A 15,682-nucleotide genomic window follows, 5' to 3' on the forward strand; every position below is an offset into this window, starting at 1 on the left:
CCCGCCCCCGGGACCGGGGACGGGGCCTGCGTGCGTCGGGGTCAGGCGACGGGTGGGCTGACCGGCAGCCCGAACCCGGGGCTGCGCACGTGCTTGCGGACGGACACGAACCACCACGGGGCCACGATCCAGAACGCGGCGGCGATGCCCCAGGCGGTGCCCTGCGCGCCGAAGGTGAACGCGCCGGCCGTGGAGAGGACGACCAGGAAGAGGGCGAAGACCAGGTGCAGGCGCATCGTCACCTTGGCACCCTCGGTGGCGTAGAGGACCGCGGCGCAGCCGACGGTGACCGCGGAACCGGCCTGACCGACGATGGTCGGCAGCAGCACGGAGCGGGCCCCCGCCCAGGTGTCGTCGAGGATGAGTTCCCCGACCGAGGTCGGCAGCAGCAGCATGATCGCGCCCCACACGACGCTGACGGCGACCACGAGACCCGAGATCGCGACGGCGGCGAACTCCCAGCTGCGCGGGTTCATCCGCTCGCGACGGCGGACGAGCTCCGGGACGGCGAAGCTCATGAGCCCGGTCGAGACGATGGTGGCCGGGACGGTCACGAGGTTCGCCCCGCGCAGCGACCCGGCCGCGGCGACCGTCGTCACGACGGCCGCGAGGATCGGGGCGAGCTGACCGCCGGTCTGGATGATGACGAACTCGGGGACGAGGTAGCGCGTCACCGAGTACTGCTCACGCACCCAGGCGATCGCCAGCGAGAGCCGAGGCCGCAGGTGCAGCAGCGCCATCCCGATCACCGACGCGAGGTAGGCCGCCCCACCCCAGACCGCGGTGAAGGCCGAGATGTGGTTGGTGTCGACGACGAGGAACAGGACGCCGATCCCGGCCAGCTGCAGGACCACCCAGCTGACGTCGATCAGGCAGGCCGCGGCCGGACGCAACCGGGCGAAGAAGACCTGGCGCCAGGCGTCCTGGAGCATCAGCCCGGGTATGACGAAGCCGAGGGCGACGAAGACGTGCGACAGGGCGTCGGTGAAGGGCAGGAAGAGACCCATCAGCACCAGCACGGCCCCGAGGACCGCTGCGCCGCCGCCGGTCAGGGCGATCGCCGAGGAGGCTGCGCGCTTGAACTCGCGGTCGCCGGCGTCGGCGAAGCGCATGCTCACGGGCGAGGTCGACAGCGCCCGGAAGAATCCCGTCGAGATCGAGAACACCGAGAACGCGATCGCGAAGGCGCCGAAGACGTCCTTGGTGAAGGCGTGGGTGATGACGAACTGGATGAGGAAGTTGTTCGCGCTCGCCACGACCTGGTCGAGGATGTTCCACAGGCTGCGGGTCATCCCGGAGCTGCGGAGCCGGCTGAAGCGACCGGCCCGGGGACCGTCGCCGGTCGCTGACGACTGTTCCTGGGCCCCCACCACGTCGCCGAGGTTACCCGCGGTCACGACTGCGTCGGCCCGGCGTCACCCGATGCGCCGAACCTCTTGAGGAAAGCGGCCTTGCCGTTGGGTGCGTCGTCCAGGGTCATACCCACGCCGCCGTCGGGGACGTTGAAGTAGGCCTGGTAGCGGACCTCGGCACTCACGACGGCGTCGGCGATCTGGTCGACGAACGCCGGGCTGTCCCCGCCGCCCTGGGTGTCCCCGGCGGCGACCATCGCCCACTCGGGCAGGCTGATCGGCTTGTCGTGCGCGGCGGCGAAGGCGATGACGGCCGAGAGGCTGTTGACCTTCGCGTCCTTCTCCTCCCAGCGCGCGCTCGGGTCGATCGGGGAGATGTAGGAGTCGTAGACGTCGACACCGATGATGTCGACCCAGTCGTCGCCGGGGTACATCTCGTCGATGGTCACGGAGTCCTGCTGACCCTCGGCGATGTTGAAGTCGATCTCGAAGGCCGCACCCTCGACCAGGCTGATCGTCTGCACGATGCGGCGGAAGTACGTCTTCCACTGCTCGCGCTCCTCCTGCGACTCACCGATGTAGTGGGTCGCGTACCAGTCGCCGTTCAGCTCCCAGCCGAGGCGCACGATCGAGGAACCGAGGCCCTTGGAGACGAGGTTCTGCGCGAACGTCGTCCAGTGCGCGTCGTACTCCCCCGCGGCCCCGCGGGCGCGCCAGTCCTCCGGCGGGTCGGCGGGCACGAGCCCGGTGGAGACCACGAGGGTGCGGTTGTCCGGGTCGTCGCGGACCCACTGGCCCCAGTCCTGGCCCTCGCCGGGGACCATCGCGAACCACGGTCCGGAGATCGCGGCCCAGTTCGCGTCGGAGTTGAAGACGACGACGACGTCGAGCGGACGGCCCAGCCAGTCGCCGAACGCCGTCGCGACGGCGACGTCGTGGGTCTGGACGCCGACCCACTTGGTGTCGAGGTCGGAGGCGGCGACGTGCGCCTTGGGCGTCCAGGCCGGCGTCGGGGCCGAGGTGATCGGCTCGCTCGTGTCCCGGGTCGCCCAGTACACGCCGCCGCCGGCGGCGGCGACGAGGACTCCGATGCCCGCCCCGATGACCTTGCGGCGCCCGTGCTTGCGCGGCGCCGGAGACCCGCCGGTCGCGGGGCTCTCCGTGTGCGTCGTGTCCACCACTGCGTCGCTCCGCCTTCCCCCTCGGACGGGGACCGCGGGCGCCGCCGGCACTGATGCCGGGCAGACGTCGCCAGGACCCCCGTCACCATCGACCGCACCGCCCCCCGGCCATGCGTGCACCCCTGGGTGCTGGTCCCGACTGTAGGTGAGACCGGGACACTTTGACGCAACGTGAGAGTGCTCGTGCACGGAATCTTCGACCGTCCGGATCAGCCTCGTGACGCAGGGCCGAACAGGGTTTGACCGACCGTGACGCACCGGGGCTCCGAGACCTCCGCGGGTCCTGATCGTAGGCTTCGGGCGTGGGTCGGTTCGAGAACGTCACGACGTTGGCCGGGGCCGTCGAGGGGGCCGTGGTGCTCGACCTCGCGTGCGGCAGCGGGCGGACGACGCGCGCCCTGCTGACCCGGGGCCCGCGCCTGGTCCACGCCGTCGACGTCGGGTCCAACCTCGACGACGACCTGCTCCTCGACCCCCGGGTGCGCGCCCACATCACCGGTCTCGAGGACCTGCCGCTGGCCGACGGCGACGTCGACGCCGCCGTCTCGCTGAACGCCGTCGAGCACCTCGCCGACGTGGGGGCGCACCTCGCCGAGGTCCACCGCGTGCTGCGACCCGGGGGCACCGCCGTCCTCGCCCACTCCGACTGGGACACCGCGCTGTTCACCAGCGACGACGACGCCCTGACCCGTGAGCTCCTCGACCGCTTCGTCGGCCACGTCCCCGGCGGCGGAGCCCGCGGGGACGGTTTCGCGGGCCGCAAGCTGCTGCGGCACGCGGCGCGGAGCCCGTTCACCGTCGAGTCGGTGCACTCCTGGGCCGACCCGCACCGCCGCTTCGACGAGGACTCGGTGGCCTGGAAGGTCGCGACGGGGATCCTGGCCGCCGCCGGGGACGACCCGGTCCTCACCGCCCGTGCGGCGGGCTGGATCGAGGGGCTGCGCAGCGCCGCCCGGGCCGGGCACTTCCTGTTCACGGTGACCGACGTCGCCGTCGTCCTGCGCAAGCACGGGTAGCGGAACCGCCCGTCCGGCCCCACCGTTGGGCGGTCAGAGCACAGGCGAACACCAGGAGGACGACGTGGCCGGGCTGATCAGCAAGGTGGGGGCCTTCCTCAAGTCCCCCGAGGGCAAGCGGTTGAGCCAGCAGGCGCAGCGCGCCGCGAAGGATCCCGCGACGCGGCGCAAGCTCACCGACGCGGTGTCGCAGCTGCGCGGCAAGGGCCGTGGAGGTGCCGGCGGGGCACGCTGATCGGGTGGTTCTGCGCCTCGGCGGCCGAGGAGGCTGCGGGACCACTCTGACGCGTGGTTAGAGTTCGCGGGTGCCCCTCGCCCTCGCTGCGCCCCGTGACGGCCTGCGCCGTCCGGAGTGGCTGCGCTCGGTCCGGGTGCTGCGCACCGAGGTCCTGGCGGGGCTCGTCGTGGCCCTGGCCCTGGTGCCCGAGGCGATCTCGTTCTCCCTCGTCGCCGGCGTCGACCCGCGGATCGGGCTGATCTCGTCCTTCGTCATGGGCGTCACCAGCTCGTTCGTGGGCGGGCGGCCGGCGATGATCTCGGCCGCCACCGGCGCCGTCGCCCTCGTGGTCGCGCCCCTCTCGCACAGCCACGGCGTCGGCTACCTCGTCGCGGCGATCCTGCTGGCCGGGGTGCTGCAGATCGTCCTGGGCGTGCTCGGGGTCGCCCGGCTCATGCGCTTCGTCCCGCGCAGCGTCACGACGGGGTTCGTCAACGCGCTGGCCATCTCCATCTTCATCGCCCAGCTGCCGAACCTGCGTGACGCCGGGGTCGCCGGGTACGGCGTCCTGCTCGTCGGCCTCGGGCTGCTGGTCGTGGTACCGCGGTTCGTGAAGTCGGTCCCCGCACCGCTGATCGCCGTCGTCGTCCTGACCGTCCTCACCGTCGTGCTGCACGTCGACGTCCGCACCGTCGGCGACGACGGCGCGCTGCCGCACGCGCTGCCGACGCTCGGGCTGCCCGACGTGCCGTTCTCCCTCGACACCCTGCGCACCATCGCCCCGTTCTCCGTCGGGGTCGCGCTGGTGGGGTTGATGGAGGCGCTCATGACCGCCCAGCTCGTCGACGAGCTCACCGACACCCGCTCGTCGAAGACGCGGGAGTGCATCGGGCAGGGCACCGCCCAGATCGTCACCGGCCTCTTCGGCGGCATGGGCGGCTGCGCCGTCATCGGCCAGACGATGATCAACGTGAAGGTGTCGGGGGCGCGGACGCGGCTCTCGACCTTCCTCGCCGGGGCGTTCCTGCTGGTGCTCGTCGTCGGGTTCGGCGGCGTCGTCGCGCAGATCCCGATGGCCGTCCTCGTCGCCGTGATGTTCCTCGTCTGCTACGGCGCCTTCGACTGGCACAGCGTGAAACCGGCGACGCTCAAGGCCATGCCGCGCAGCGAGACCTCGGTCATGGTGCTGACCGTCGTCATCGTGCTCCTGACCCACAACCTCGCCTACGGCGTCCTCGGCGGGACGCTGCTGGCCTGCGTGCTCTTCGCCCGCCGCGTCGCCCACCTCGTCGAGGTCCGCGCGAGCGCCCCCGGCGTCTACACCGTCCACGGTCAGGTGTTCTTCGCCTCCTCCGGGGACCTCGTGACGCAGTTCGACTACGCCGCCGACCCGCACGAGGTGACGATCGACTTCAGCGACGCGCACGTGTGGGACGCCTCCTCGATCGCCGCGCTCGACGCCGTCACCCGCAAGTACGCCGACCACGGCAAGCACGCCGAGATCGTCGGGATGAACCCCGCGACCGCCGCTCTGCACGGTCGGCTCGCGGGGCACGTCAACGCCGGCTGACCACCCTCCCTCCGCTCAGGGGTGGGCCCCCTCCTCCGCGGGCAGGCTCGGAGCCCCGCGTCCGGTCCGCAGGTTGACGGCGAGGACGACGGCCCCGACGGCGAGCCAGGCGAGGCCGCCGATCTTCGCGGCCGCGTCGGCGTTCACCAGCACGTAGCCGATGATGAGGAAACCCAGCACCGGGGCGACGAGGTGCAGCAGGTAGTTCTTCGACCTCCCGCGCACGAGGTGGTGGACGATCACCGAGACGTGCAGCAGGCAGAACCCGAACAGCGCGCCGAAGTTCACCAGCGACGAGATCAGCGAGATCTGCCCGACGAAGAACAGCACCAGCACGAGGGTGAGACCCGTGACGGTGAGGATCGCGGCCATCGGGACCTGACGGTCGCTGATCCGCGACAGGTACGCCGGCAGCTGGCGGTCGCGGCTCATCGAGAACAGCAACCGCGACGTGGCGGCCTGCGCGGCCATCGCGTTGGCGATGCCGACGGCGATGACGTTGACGACGAGGAACGCCGTCTTCCAGTGCGAGCCGGACGCGGCCTGGACGAGGTCGAAGAACGCGTTGCCCGCGGCGGCGTCGCCGAAGGACTCCCGGCCCGCGGCGAGCAGGCTGGCCAGCCAGGTCTGCAGGACGAAGAGGAACGCGACGACGAACAGGGCGATGATCATCGCCCGGCCAGCGGGGTTCTTCCGCCCGGTCGTCTCCTCGGCGAGCGTGGAGATCCCGTCGAAGCCCAGGAAGCTCAGGACGGCGATCGAGAGCGCCCCGGCGATGAGCGGGCCGCTCACCTGGGAGGAGTCCCAGAACGGGGTCGCCCCCCACTCCGCGCCCGGGATCGTCCCGCCGTTGAGCGCCCGCGCCGCGATGACGACGAACGCCACCACGAACACGATCTCGATGGCCAGGAACACCCGGTTGGCGAGCTTGAGCGAACTGATCCCCAGCAGGTTCACGACCGTGTTGACCGCGACGAACACCAGCGCCCACACCCAGCGCGGGGACCCCGGGAAGATCCCGACCATCGACTCGGCGGCGAAGACGTAGAGCAGGGTCGGGATGAGCAGGTAGTCGAGCAGGATCGACCAGCCCGCGAAGAACCCCAGCGACGGGTGGATCCCGCGGCCGACGTAGGAGAACACCGAACCCGCCAGCGGGAACGCCTTCGCCATCTGCCCGTAGGCGAGAGCGGTGAAGACCATCGCCACCAGGCCGATGAGGTAGACGAGCGGGACCATGCCGTGCGCGCTGTCGTAGACCGTCCCGAAGATCGCCCACGGCGCGATCGGGACCATGAACACCAGCCCGTAGACCAGCAGGTCGAAGGTGGAGACGGAACGTTTGAGCTGCTGCTGGTACCCGAACGACTCGAGGGTGCGTTGCTGGTCGCTCATCGCGGAGCTCCTGAGGTGTCGGCGGGGTCGTCGTTCCGCGCGAGGAACGCCGCGACGAACACGCGGAACTCCTCGGGCTGTTCGAGGTGGGTGCAGTGGCTGGCACCGGGGAAGACGTGCGCGCTGACGTCGGGGATCCGGTCCACGAACGGTGCCCACGTCTGCGGGGTGGCCTCGTCGAACTCACCGGCCAGCACGAGGGTCGGGACGGCGACGTCGGAGAGGCGGTCGATGACGGACCAGTCGCGCAGGGTCCCGATGACGTGGAACTCGTTGGGGCCGTTCATGGTGTGGTAGACGGTCGGTTCCGCCTCCATCTGGGCGACGCTGGCCGCGAAGTCGGGGTGGGTGGGCGTGATCCGGCAGACGTGGCGGGCGTAGAAATCGTCGGTCGCGGCGAGGTACTCGGGGTCGTCGGTGGTACCGGCGGCCTCGTGGCGGTCCAGCGCCTCGCGGGCCTGCGGCGGGAGCTCGGCCCGCAGCCGGGCGGCGCCCTCGACCCAGAGCGGCATCGAGGCCGGGGAGTTGCAGATCGCCAGCGAGACCAGCCCGGCGGGCCGCCGGACGGCGATCTCGGCGCCGAGCATCCCGCCCCAGGACTGGCCGAGGACGTGGACCCGCTCGAGGCCGAGGCCGTCGAGCACGGCGTGGAACTCGTCGACGAACAGCTGCGGGGTCCAGAACTCCGGCGGTGCAGAGGGCAGGTGGGTGCTGCGGCCGCAGCCGAGCTGGTCGTAGTGGACGACGGTGCGCCCGGTCTCCTCGGCCAGCGCGGCGAGGTTGGCGACGTAGTCGTGGGCCATCCCGGGTCCGCCGTGCAGGACGATCAGGGGGAGGGCTCCCGCGCGGGGGGTCGACGGGGTGGTGACCTGCACCCAGGTGCGGTGTCCGAGGACGGGGAGTTCGTGGGTCGTGACGGGCATGGCGTGAGCATCCTCACTTCAAAGGTCTCCGACAAGACCATTGGCGGGGAATTAACCTGTGCGAAACGGGAGGACGGTGGGATGACGCAGACGGACCTCGTGGTGGACCCCGGCTCGCGCGTCGCCGCGGTGCTGGAACGGCTCGTCACCGCCATCGCCACCGGCCAGTACCTGCCCGGCTCGCGGCTGCCCGCCGAACGCGACCTGGCCGCCGTCCTCGGCGCCGGGCGGACGACGGTCCGCGCCGCCCTGGCCCAGCTCGCCGACCGCGGCCTGGTGGAGACCCGCCGGGGACGCCACGGCGGCACGTTCGTCCTGCAGCAGTGGCCCGAGTCCTCGACGGAGATCGTCGGACGCACCCTGTCGGCGGGCTACGCCCAGCTGCGCGACCTGTGCGACGCGATCGCCCGCCTCCACGGGGCGGTGTGCCGGGCCGCGGCCGAGCACCGCTCCCCCGCCGACGTCGTGCGCGTGCAGGACGCGCTCGAGGCCTACGCCGCGGCCGACTCCGGCCTGCAGTCCCAGCAGGCCGACAGCGCGCTGCACGTCGCGATCATCGACGCCGCCCACAACGACACCCTGCGCCGCGTGCTGCGCGAGCTCGAGGGCCGGCTCAGCATCGGCGCCCCCGCGCACCTGTGGGGTGCCCCGGACGGCATGCACGCCATGGAGGTCCGGGCCCTGCGCGAGCACCGCGCCCTCGTCGCCGCGATCGTCGCCGGCCGTGCCGACGAGGCCGAGGCCCTCGCCCGCGCGCACGTCGCGATCGACCTCGAACTGCTCACCGCCGCCCTCGCCCGCAGCGGGGCCCTGCCCGGCTGAGGAGGCTCAGGTGGTCATCCAGCGTTCGGGACCGGAACCGGCGCGGGCCGCGCGGGAGCGCAGGGACTGCTCCGTCAGCAACCGCGCCGCCGTCGCCGGGTCGAGGTGGTCGACGCGGGGCTTCACCCGCCCGGGGGTCGAGTGCAGCACGACGCTGGCCAGGCCCAGACGACGCTGCAGCGGACCCTGGGCGACCCCGAGGCTCTGCGTCCGCGCGTGCGGGACGACGTCGAGACCGCGGACCAGCCGGCCGTTGCGGGAGAGGAACGCGTGCTCGGTGACGCGGTAGCCGCGGCGACGCCAGCTCACCGGGTCCAGCCAGCGGGCGGCCCGCGGGACGGGGGTGAACCCGCCGTCGGTGCCGGTGCCGGTCAGCCCGGCGCGGACCACCTCGAGCGGTGACTCCTCGCCCGTCCCCAGGTCCGGCAGCACGATCGCCAGCACGAGCCCGAGCTCCTCGACGGTGCCGACGGGCAGCAGCGTCGTGCTCTGCTCGGAGGCGCTGCCGCTCTCGCCGGAGTACCCCGCGACGTTGACCTCCACCCGCCACCACCCCGCGCTGCGCCACAGCAGCGGCTGGGTGATCCGCAGCGCCTGCACCCGCCCCGGCGGGACGGTCTGCGAGCGCTGCTCCAGCAGTCCGTGGGAGAGCCGCAGCCCGTCCGGGGAGTCCGCGACGGTGAAGTTGAAGCCCCGGGAGAACCGCTGCCACACCGTCGAGACCACGCCGAGGACCGCGGCGAACGAACCGAACAGCGGGGTGAGGCTCTGCGCGAACCAGCAGCCGACGCCGAGGCCCACGAGCACCAGGACCATCCAGATCGTCAGGCCGGACCGCAGCGTGGACAGGAGCAGCCGCGTCGGCGGGACCTCGACGACCTCGCGCTGCGGGGCCTCCGGGGCGTCCTCGCCCTCGGCGACGACGACCCCCGCGGACGCCGCGAGCAGCGCGTTGCGGACCCGCTGGGCCTCCTCCTCCTTGAGGTAGGCCAACGACACCTTGCTGCCGGAACCGCCCGCGACCTCGAGGCGCAGCTCGGCCAGCCCGAACAGCCGGCCCAGCAACGGCCGGACGACGTCGACGGCCTGCAACCGGTCCAGCTGGGCCCGGCGCTGCTGCCGCCAGAGGATCCCGTGCTCGACGTGCACGGCCTCGGCGTCGATCCGGTAGCGCGTCTTGCGCCAGGCCAGGGCGCTGTAGCCGGCACCGACGATCGCGAGCAGCAGGATCCCCCCGACGATCGACAGCGTCAGGATCCAGCCGGGCAGGTCCAGGCGGACGATGTTGTCGACGTTCTGCCCCACGACCACCGCCAGCACCGCAGCGACGACCTTCCACGCCCGCAGCACCGGGGTGACCGGGTGCAGCCGTCGCCAGCCCGGGTCGGTGAGGACGGCGCGGGTCGGGGCGTCGAGCCTGGCCGCGACCTCGGCCGGCAGGACCTCGAGGGCGGGCTCGTCGGTCCGGGGCTCGTCGGTCACAGCCCGGCCAGTCGGGCTTCGCCGCGCGCGGCGAGACGGTCGCGCAGCCGGGCCGCCTCCTCGGGGGAGAGCCCGGGGATGGCGGCGTCGGAGTCGGAGGAGGCGGTGTGCAGCTGCACCTTGGCCAGGCCGAACCTGCGGTCCAGCGGCCCGGCCTCCACGTCGACGTACTGCAGCCGGCCGTAGGGCACGACGACCAGCGAGCGGAACATGATCCCCTTCACCACGAGCAGGTCGTCGTCGCGCTCGGCGTAGCCCCACGCCTTCACCTGCCGCCCGGACCACACGAAGTCCCACGCCCACAACGGGACCACCACGACGAGGGCCAGCCAGATCCACGGCGTCAGCAGGACGGCCAGGACGACGGTGACCACGACGGCGACGGCGAAGACGATGCCTCCCGCGACGCGTTGCGCGGTGGCCCAGCGCGGGGAGATCCGCTGCCAGACGACGTCGCCCGGCGCGAACGGGTCCTCGGTGCTGGCGGTCGTCCGTTCGGCCATGCCCCCACCTTGCCAGAGCAGCGCCCACCCACGTTGCCGATCGCGGGAGCGTCGGTCAGGCTTCCGGTGTGATCACCGAGGGTGAGGAACAGGACACGCGGGATGACGAGGTCATCCGCTTCGAGGGCGTCACCAAGCGCTACGGCCGCCACGACTCCCCCGCCGTCGGCCACCTCGACCTCGCCGTCGCGCGCGGGGAGCTCGTCGCGCTCGTCGGACCCAGCGGGTGCGGCAAGTCGACGATCCTGCGGATGGTGAACCGGCTCGTCGAACCGAGCGCCGGACGCATCGTCGTCGACGGCCGCGACGCCGCCCACACCGACGTCGTCGCGCTGCGCCGCGGGATCGGCTACGTCATCCAGGCCGGCGGGCTGCTCCCGCACCGCACGATCCGGCAGAACGTCGCCACCGTGCCGCGGTTGCTCGGCTGGGACGCCGACGTCACCCGGCGCCGCGTCGACGAGCTGCTCGAACTCGTCGGCCTCGACGGCTGGGCCCACGGCGACCGCTACCCCGCGCAGTTGTCCGGGGGGCAGCAGCAACGCGTCGGGGTGGCGCGCGCCCTGGCCGCGGACCCGCCCGTCCTGCTCATGGACGAACCGTTCGGGGCCGTCGACCCCGTCGTGCGGGACCGCCTGCAGAGCGAGTTCCGGCGCATCCAGCAAGAACTGGGCAAGACCGTCCTCTTCGTCACCCACGACCTCGACGAGGCCGTCAAGCTCGCCGACCGGATCGCGGTGTTCTCCACCGGCGGGGTGCTGGAGCAGATCGCCACCCCCACGACCCTGCTCTCCGACCCGGCGTCGGAGTTCGTCGTCGACTTCATCGGCTCCGACCGGGGGTTGCGCCGCCTCGCCGTGACCCCGATCCGGCCCGAGGACCTGGAACGTCCCCTGGTCCTCGCCCCCGCCGACGGCGCCGCCTACGCCGCGACGGCCCTGGAACTCGACGGCCGGGCGTGGGCCGTGGTCCTCGACCACGGCCGCCTGCTGGGGTGGGTGGCGCGCGGTCCCCTCCTGGAGCAGCGGGGGTCGCGCAGCGCCCGCGTCGGCGACCACACCCGCCGGTTCCCCACCACCATCGCCGCCCGGGAGACCCTGCGCAGCGCCTTCTCCGCCCTGCTCGCGCAGGAACTGCGGTTCCTGCCCGTCCTCGACGGCGAGGAGTTCCTCGGGGTGCTCACCCCCGACGTCGTGCACACCGCGTTGCGGCGCGACCTCTGACCCCCTACCGAGGAGGTAGTCCGCACCGGAACCCGGGTCCCGCCGGGGGCGGTTCCCCGGACCGATGACCCATGGGGGTCGGGGGCGGTTGAGTTCCACCCATGAGAATCCTCATCGGAGCAGACACCTACGCCCCCGACGTCAACGGCGCCTCGACGTTCGCGCAACGCCTCGCCGCCGGTCTGACCGGACGCCACGAGGTCCACGTCGTGGCCCCGGCCCGCGGCCCGCGCAGCACCCGCGAGACCGTCGCCTCCGGCATCGTGGAGCACCGCGTGCGGTCCTTCCCCGTGCTCGTCGGCGGAACCGGTCTGCGGTTCTGCCCGCCGGCCGGCCTGGTCCGCGCCGCCACCCGGATCCTGCGCGACGTCCGGCCCGACGTCGTGCACGTGCAGAGCCACTTCCTGATCGGCCGCGCCCTGGTGACCGCGGCGAACCGGCTCGGCATCCCCGTCGTGGCGACGAACCACTTCATGCCCGAGAACCTCACCCACCACGTGCCGCTCGGCGACCGGGTCCAGCACGCGCTGCACGAATGGGCCTGGAACGACGCCGCCGGGGTCTTCCAGCGCGCCGACGTCGTCACCGCCCCGACCCCCTACGCGGCGGCCCTGGCCGAACGGGCGGGCATCCCCGGCCCCGTCCTGCCCATCTCGTGCGGGATGGACCTGCGCCGCTTCGCGCCCGACCCCTCCGGGGAACTGCGACGGGAGTTCCGGCTCCGCTACGGCGTGCCCGACCGTCCGACCATCGGCTACGTCGGACGCCTCGCCCCGGAGAAGAACGTCGAGGAACTCGTCGAGGCGCTCGCGCTCGTCCGCCGCCTCCGACCCGAACTCGACGCGCAACTGCTGCTCGTCGGCGACGGCGCCCGCCGCGCCGGGTTGCTGCGCCGCGCCGCGGAACTCGGGGTGGCCGACCGCGTCGTCTCGACCGGTTTCGTCCCCGAGGCCGACCTGGCCGCCGCCTACCTGGCCTGCGACGTGTTCGCCAACGCCGGGACGGCGGAACTGCAGAGCCTCGTCGTCCTGGAGGCGATGGCCTCGGGCCTGCCGGTCCTCGGGGTCGACGCCTGCGCCCTGCCGCACCTCGTGCGCGACGGCGACAACGGGTTCCTCTTCCCGCACGGCCGGCCCGCCGCCCTCGCGGCGCGCCTCGCGCTCGTGCTGGGCGACCCCGACCTCGCCGCCCGGATGGGTGCGCGCAGCCTGGCCATCGCGTCCGAGCACGACGAGCGTCGCACCCTGGCCCGGTTCGAGGAGCTCTACGCGCTGCGGCAGAGCACGACGACGCCCGTCGCGGAGCGGGCGGGCACCCGCGTGTAGCAGGATGGCCGGGTGCCACCGACGCCGAGCCGGCGCCCCTGGTGGCGCCGCACGCTGCGAACCCTCGCGGTCGCCTACGGCGTCCTCGCCACCCTCGCCCTGCTCGTCGTCCTCGCCCTCTCCGACGGGCACGTCGTGAGCTACGTGCTGGGGTTGTTCGCCACGTGGTGGCTGGCCCCCGCCCTCGTCCTCGTCCCCTTCGCGGCCGCGTTCCGGTCGTGGCGGACGCTGGCCGCGGTCGTCGTCCCGGCGCTCGCCGCGGGCACGCTGTTCGGGCCCTACGCGCTGCACCGGCTGGACCCCCGCGACCCGGGCTCCGACCTGCGGGTCGCGACGTTCAACACCACGAACTGGCGCGGAGCCGCCGGGGTCACGGAACTCATGCGCCACGGCGGGGCGGACGTCGTGCTGCTGCAGGAGGTCGTCCCGTCCCAGCAGGCCCGCTACCGCGAGCAGTGGCCGGCGTACGCCTACCGCAGCTACACCGGCACGACGGCGACCGGTGGTCGCAACGAGGGCGACGGGGACGCGGTCTGGTCGAAGTACCCCATCGTCTCGGTCGAACCGGTGACCGGACTGCCCACCGGAGCGCGTCCCGCGGACGTCGTCACTGTCGACGCCGACGGTCGCCGGATCGCGGTGATCTCCGTCCACCTCGCCTCCCCCTGCCTGTTCTGCAGTCCGGCGAAGGCCGCGCTGAACCCCGCGGGCGACACCGCGGACGCGGCGCGGGTCCGGGTCGCCGAGGCCCGTCGCTACGGTGACCTCGCGGAGTCCCTGCACGCCGCCGGGAACGCCGTCGTGCTGGCGGGGGACCTGAACTCCGCGGAGTTCAACGAACCGTTGCGGGTGCTGCGCTCCCACGGCCTGACCGACGTCCACCGCGCCGTCGGGACGCAACCGGGACTGACCCGGGGTGCCTCCCCCGGTTTCGCCCGGGTCGACGTGGTGCTGGTGGCCGGACTCGAACCCGTCGACGACCACGAACGCGACCCCGGGGGGAGCACCCACTCCCCCGTCGTCGCGGACCTCGCCTGGCCCTCCTGAAAACCCGTCGCGCCGGAACCTGCGGCGGTCCTACCGTGCTGGCGTGCCGAGCGACGCAGCCCACGTCCCGCCCGACCTGCAGCACGTGCTGCGGGTCCTCGTCGAGGGCAGCGCGGAACTCCTCGGGGACGACTTCGTCGGGGCCTACCTGCACGGTTCGTTCGCCCTCGGCGACGCCGACGAGCACAGCGACGCGGACTGGCTCGTCGTCACCCACTCCCCCGACGTCCCGGTGGCGGAGTTGCAGGAGTTCCACCGCCGCTTCCACGACCGGCCCGGGCCCTGGTTCCGCGGGACGGAGGGTTCCTACGTCCCCGCCGCGTCGCTGCGCCGACCGTCGGAGGAATCGTGGTGGTTCGTGGACCACCAGGACAGCGCGGCGCTGGAACTCTCCCCGCACTGCAACACCCTCGCCGTGCGCCGGGTCCTGCGTGAGCACGGGATCACTCTGGCCGGTCCCCCGGCGGCCGACCTGGTCGACCCCGTCGAGCCGGACGCGTTGCGGGCGGAGTCGCTCGCCCGGTTCCCCCGGTTCTTCGACGACCTGGAGTCGTGGATGGACTGGCGGAGCATCGACTGGGGGCAGCGGACGGCGGTCGAGACCCTCTCCCGGATGCTCGCCACCGTCCGTACCGGCCGCGTCCTGTCCAAACCGGCCGCCCTGCGCTGGGCGCGGGCCGAGCTCGACGACCGGTGGGGGCCGCTGCTCACCGACGCCCTCGAGGGGCGCACCCGGGGTTTCGACGTCCACACCGCCCCCGACCCGGAACTCGTCGCCGCCACCCGGGAGTTCGCCGACCACACCGCCTCGCTCGCCCGCTTGGAGAGGACCTCCCCGTGACCGGTGACCTGTGGGGCGAGGACGTCGCCCGCGGCTACGACGAGGACTCCTCGTGGATGTTCTCCCCCGAACTCCTCGGCGCGACCTGCGACGTGCTCGTCGACCTCGCCGCGGGTCGGCGCGCCCTGGAGTTCGCGATCGGCACCGGCCGGGTCGGGGTGGCGTTGGCCGGGCGCGGGGTTCCCGTCGCCGGGATCGAGATGTCGCCCGCGATGGCAGCGCGGTTGCGGGAGAAGATGGTTCCCGGTTCGGCGGCGGCGGGGATCGAGCTCGTGATGGGCGACATGTCGAGCGCGCGGGTCGAGGGCGAGTTCGGTCTGGTCTACCTCGTGTACAACACGATCACCAACCTGCTGGAACAGGACGAACAGGTCGAGTGCTTTCGCAACGCCGCCCGCCACCTCGCACCCGGCGGGTACTTCCTCGTCGAGGTCGGGGTTCCCGAACTGCAGCGGCTCCCTCCGGGCGAGACCGCCCGCCCCTTCCACGTCGGGCGCGAACACCTGGGTTTCGACACCTTCGACCTCGTCGAGCAGCGCCTCACGTCCCACCACTACCGGTTCACCGAGGACGGCCGGGTGAGCCGGTTCGAGTCCCACCACCGCTACGCCTGGCCCGCCGAGTACGACCTGATGGCCCGGATCGCGGGGCTGGAACGGTTCGCGCGGTGGTCCGGGTGGGACCGCGCGGAGTTCACCGCCGCGAGCACGTCGCACGTGTCGGTGTGGCGCAAGCCGTAGCCGCCCGGGTGGGACACCCATCGCTGTCACCACGTGGAGGGAGGC

General features: G+C 72.8%; 15 protein-coding genes. 9 read left to right on the plus strand and 6 right to left on the minus strand.

Features of this window, described 5'->3' with window-relative positions:
* Window positions 1-41 precede the first annotated feature (41 nt).
* Window positions 42-1,397: a hypothetical protein gene (locus SJY07_RS09490; RefSeq protein WP_380158632.1), complete on the minus strand. Its 1,356-nt coding sequence runs from the start codon at window positions 1,395-1,397 to the stop codon at window positions 42-44.
* The gene (locus SJY07_RS09495) at window positions 1,394-2,530 is read right to left on the minus strand and encodes a glycosyl hydrolase (RefSeq protein ID WP_380158634.1); all 1,137 of its coding nucleotides are present in this window, start codon (window positions 2,528-2,530) and stop codon (window positions 1,394-1,396) included. The genes SJY07_RS09490 and SJY07_RS09495 overlap by 4 nt, the downstream gene beginning before the upstream one ends.
* Before the next feature lie 305 nt (window positions 2,531-2,835).
* Between SJY07_RS09495 and SJY07_RS09500 the strand changes: the two genes are divergently transcribed.
* From SJY07_RS09500 to SJY07_RS09510, 3 genes are all read left to right on the plus strand, one after another.
* The gene (locus SJY07_RS09500) at window positions 2,836-3,549 is read left to right on the plus strand and encodes a methyltransferase domain-containing protein (protein WP_380158636.1); all 714 of its coding nucleotides are present in this window, start codon (window positions 2,836-2,838) and stop codon (window positions 3,547-3,549) included.
* Window positions 3,550-3,613: 64 nt separating this feature from the next.
* Window positions 3,614-3,784, plus strand: a complete 171-nt coding sequence (locus SJY07_RS09505) for a hypothetical protein (protein WP_328294498.1) — start codon at window positions 3,614-3,616, stop codon at window positions 3,782-3,784.
* 70 nt (window positions 3,785-3,854) lie between these two features.
* Window positions 3,855-5,336 carry a SulP family inorganic anion transporter gene (locus SJY07_RS09510; RefSeq protein WP_380158639.1) on the plus strand — a complete coding sequence of 494 codons (1,482 nt, stop codon included), beginning with the start codon at window positions 3,855-3,857 and terminating at the stop codon, window positions 5,334-5,336.
* 15 nt (window positions 5,337-5,351) lie between these two features.
* Here SJY07_RS09510 and SJY07_RS09515 read toward each other — a convergent pair whose 3' ends face one another.
* Both SJY07_RS09515 and SJY07_RS09520 read right to left on the minus strand, forming a co-directional pair.
* Window positions 5,352-6,731 (minus strand): APC family permease, encoded by a 1,380-nt coding sequence (locus SJY07_RS09515; RefSeq protein ID WP_380158641.1) that lies wholly within the window; start codon window positions 6,729-6,731, stop codon window positions 5,352-5,354.
* The gene (locus SJY07_RS09520) at window positions 6,728-7,654 is read right to left on the minus strand and encodes a proline iminopeptidase-family hydrolase (protein WP_380158643.1); all 927 of its coding nucleotides are present in this window, start codon (window positions 7,652-7,654) and stop codon (window positions 6,728-6,730) included. Before SJY07_RS09520 ends, SJY07_RS09515 begins: the two co-directional genes overlap by 4 nt.
* An 81-nt stretch (window positions 7,655-7,735) precedes the next feature.
* Between SJY07_RS09520 and SJY07_RS09525 the strand changes: the two genes are divergently transcribed.
* On the plus strand, window positions 7,736-8,476 hold the full coding sequence (locus SJY07_RS09525; protein WP_328294494.1) for a GntR family transcriptional regulator: 741 nt from the start codon (window positions 7,736-7,738) through the stop codon (window positions 8,474-8,476).
* A 6-nt stretch (window positions 8,477-8,482) separates the two neighbouring features.
* Here SJY07_RS09525 and SJY07_RS09530 read toward each other — a convergent pair whose 3' ends face one another.
* The gene (locus SJY07_RS09530) at window positions 8,483-9,958 is read right to left on the minus strand and encodes a PH domain-containing protein (protein WP_380158646.1); all 1,476 of its coding nucleotides are present in this window, start codon (window positions 9,956-9,958) and stop codon (window positions 8,483-8,485) included.
* Window positions 9,955-10,461 carry a PH domain-containing protein gene (locus SJY07_RS09535; RefSeq protein WP_380158648.1) on the minus strand — a complete coding sequence of 169 codons (507 nt, stop codon included), beginning with the start codon at window positions 10,459-10,461 and terminating at the stop codon, window positions 9,955-9,957. Before SJY07_RS09535 ends, SJY07_RS09530 begins: the two co-directional genes overlap by 4 nt.
* A 68-nt stretch (window positions 10,462-10,529) precedes the next feature.
* Between SJY07_RS09535 and SJY07_RS09540 the strand changes: the two genes are divergently transcribed.
* From SJY07_RS09540 to SJY07_RS09560, 5 genes are all read left to right on the plus strand, one after another.
* A complete protein-coding gene (locus SJY07_RS09540; protein ID WP_328294491.1) occupies window positions 10,530-11,684 on the plus strand; it encodes an ATP-binding cassette domain-containing protein in 1,155 nt (384 codons plus the stop codon).
* A gap of 101 nt (window positions 11,685-11,785) precedes the next feature.
* On the plus strand, window positions 11,786-13,009 hold the full coding sequence (locus SJY07_RS09545) for a glycosyltransferase (protein ID WP_380158650.1): 1,224 nt from the start codon (window positions 11,786-11,788) through the stop codon (window positions 13,007-13,009).
* Window positions 13,010-13,021: 12 nt separating this feature from the next.
* Entirely contained in the window at window positions 13,022-14,056 is a 1,035-nt protein-coding gene (locus SJY07_RS09550; protein ID WP_380158652.1) for an endonuclease/exonuclease/phosphatase family protein, read from the plus strand.
* A gap of 43 nt (window positions 14,057-14,099) precedes the next feature.
* Window positions 14,100-14,897, plus strand: a complete 798-nt coding sequence (locus tag SJY07_RS09555; RefSeq protein WP_380158654.1) for an aminoglycoside adenylyltransferase domain-containing protein — start codon at window positions 14,100-14,102, stop codon at window positions 14,895-14,897.
* Window positions 14,894-15,637, plus strand: coding sequence for a class I SAM-dependent methyltransferase (locus tag SJY07_RS09560; RefSeq protein WP_328294487.1), 744 nt, complete (start codon window positions 14,894-14,896; stop codon window positions 15,635-15,637). Before SJY07_RS09555 ends, SJY07_RS09560 begins: the two co-directional genes overlap by 4 nt.
* Window positions 15,638-15,682 lie beyond the last annotated feature (45 nt).

Source organism: Kineococcus sp. R86509 (assembly GCF_042466365.1).
Lineage (GTDB): Bacteria > Actinomycetota > Actinomycetes > Actinomycetales > Kineococcaceae > Kineococcus.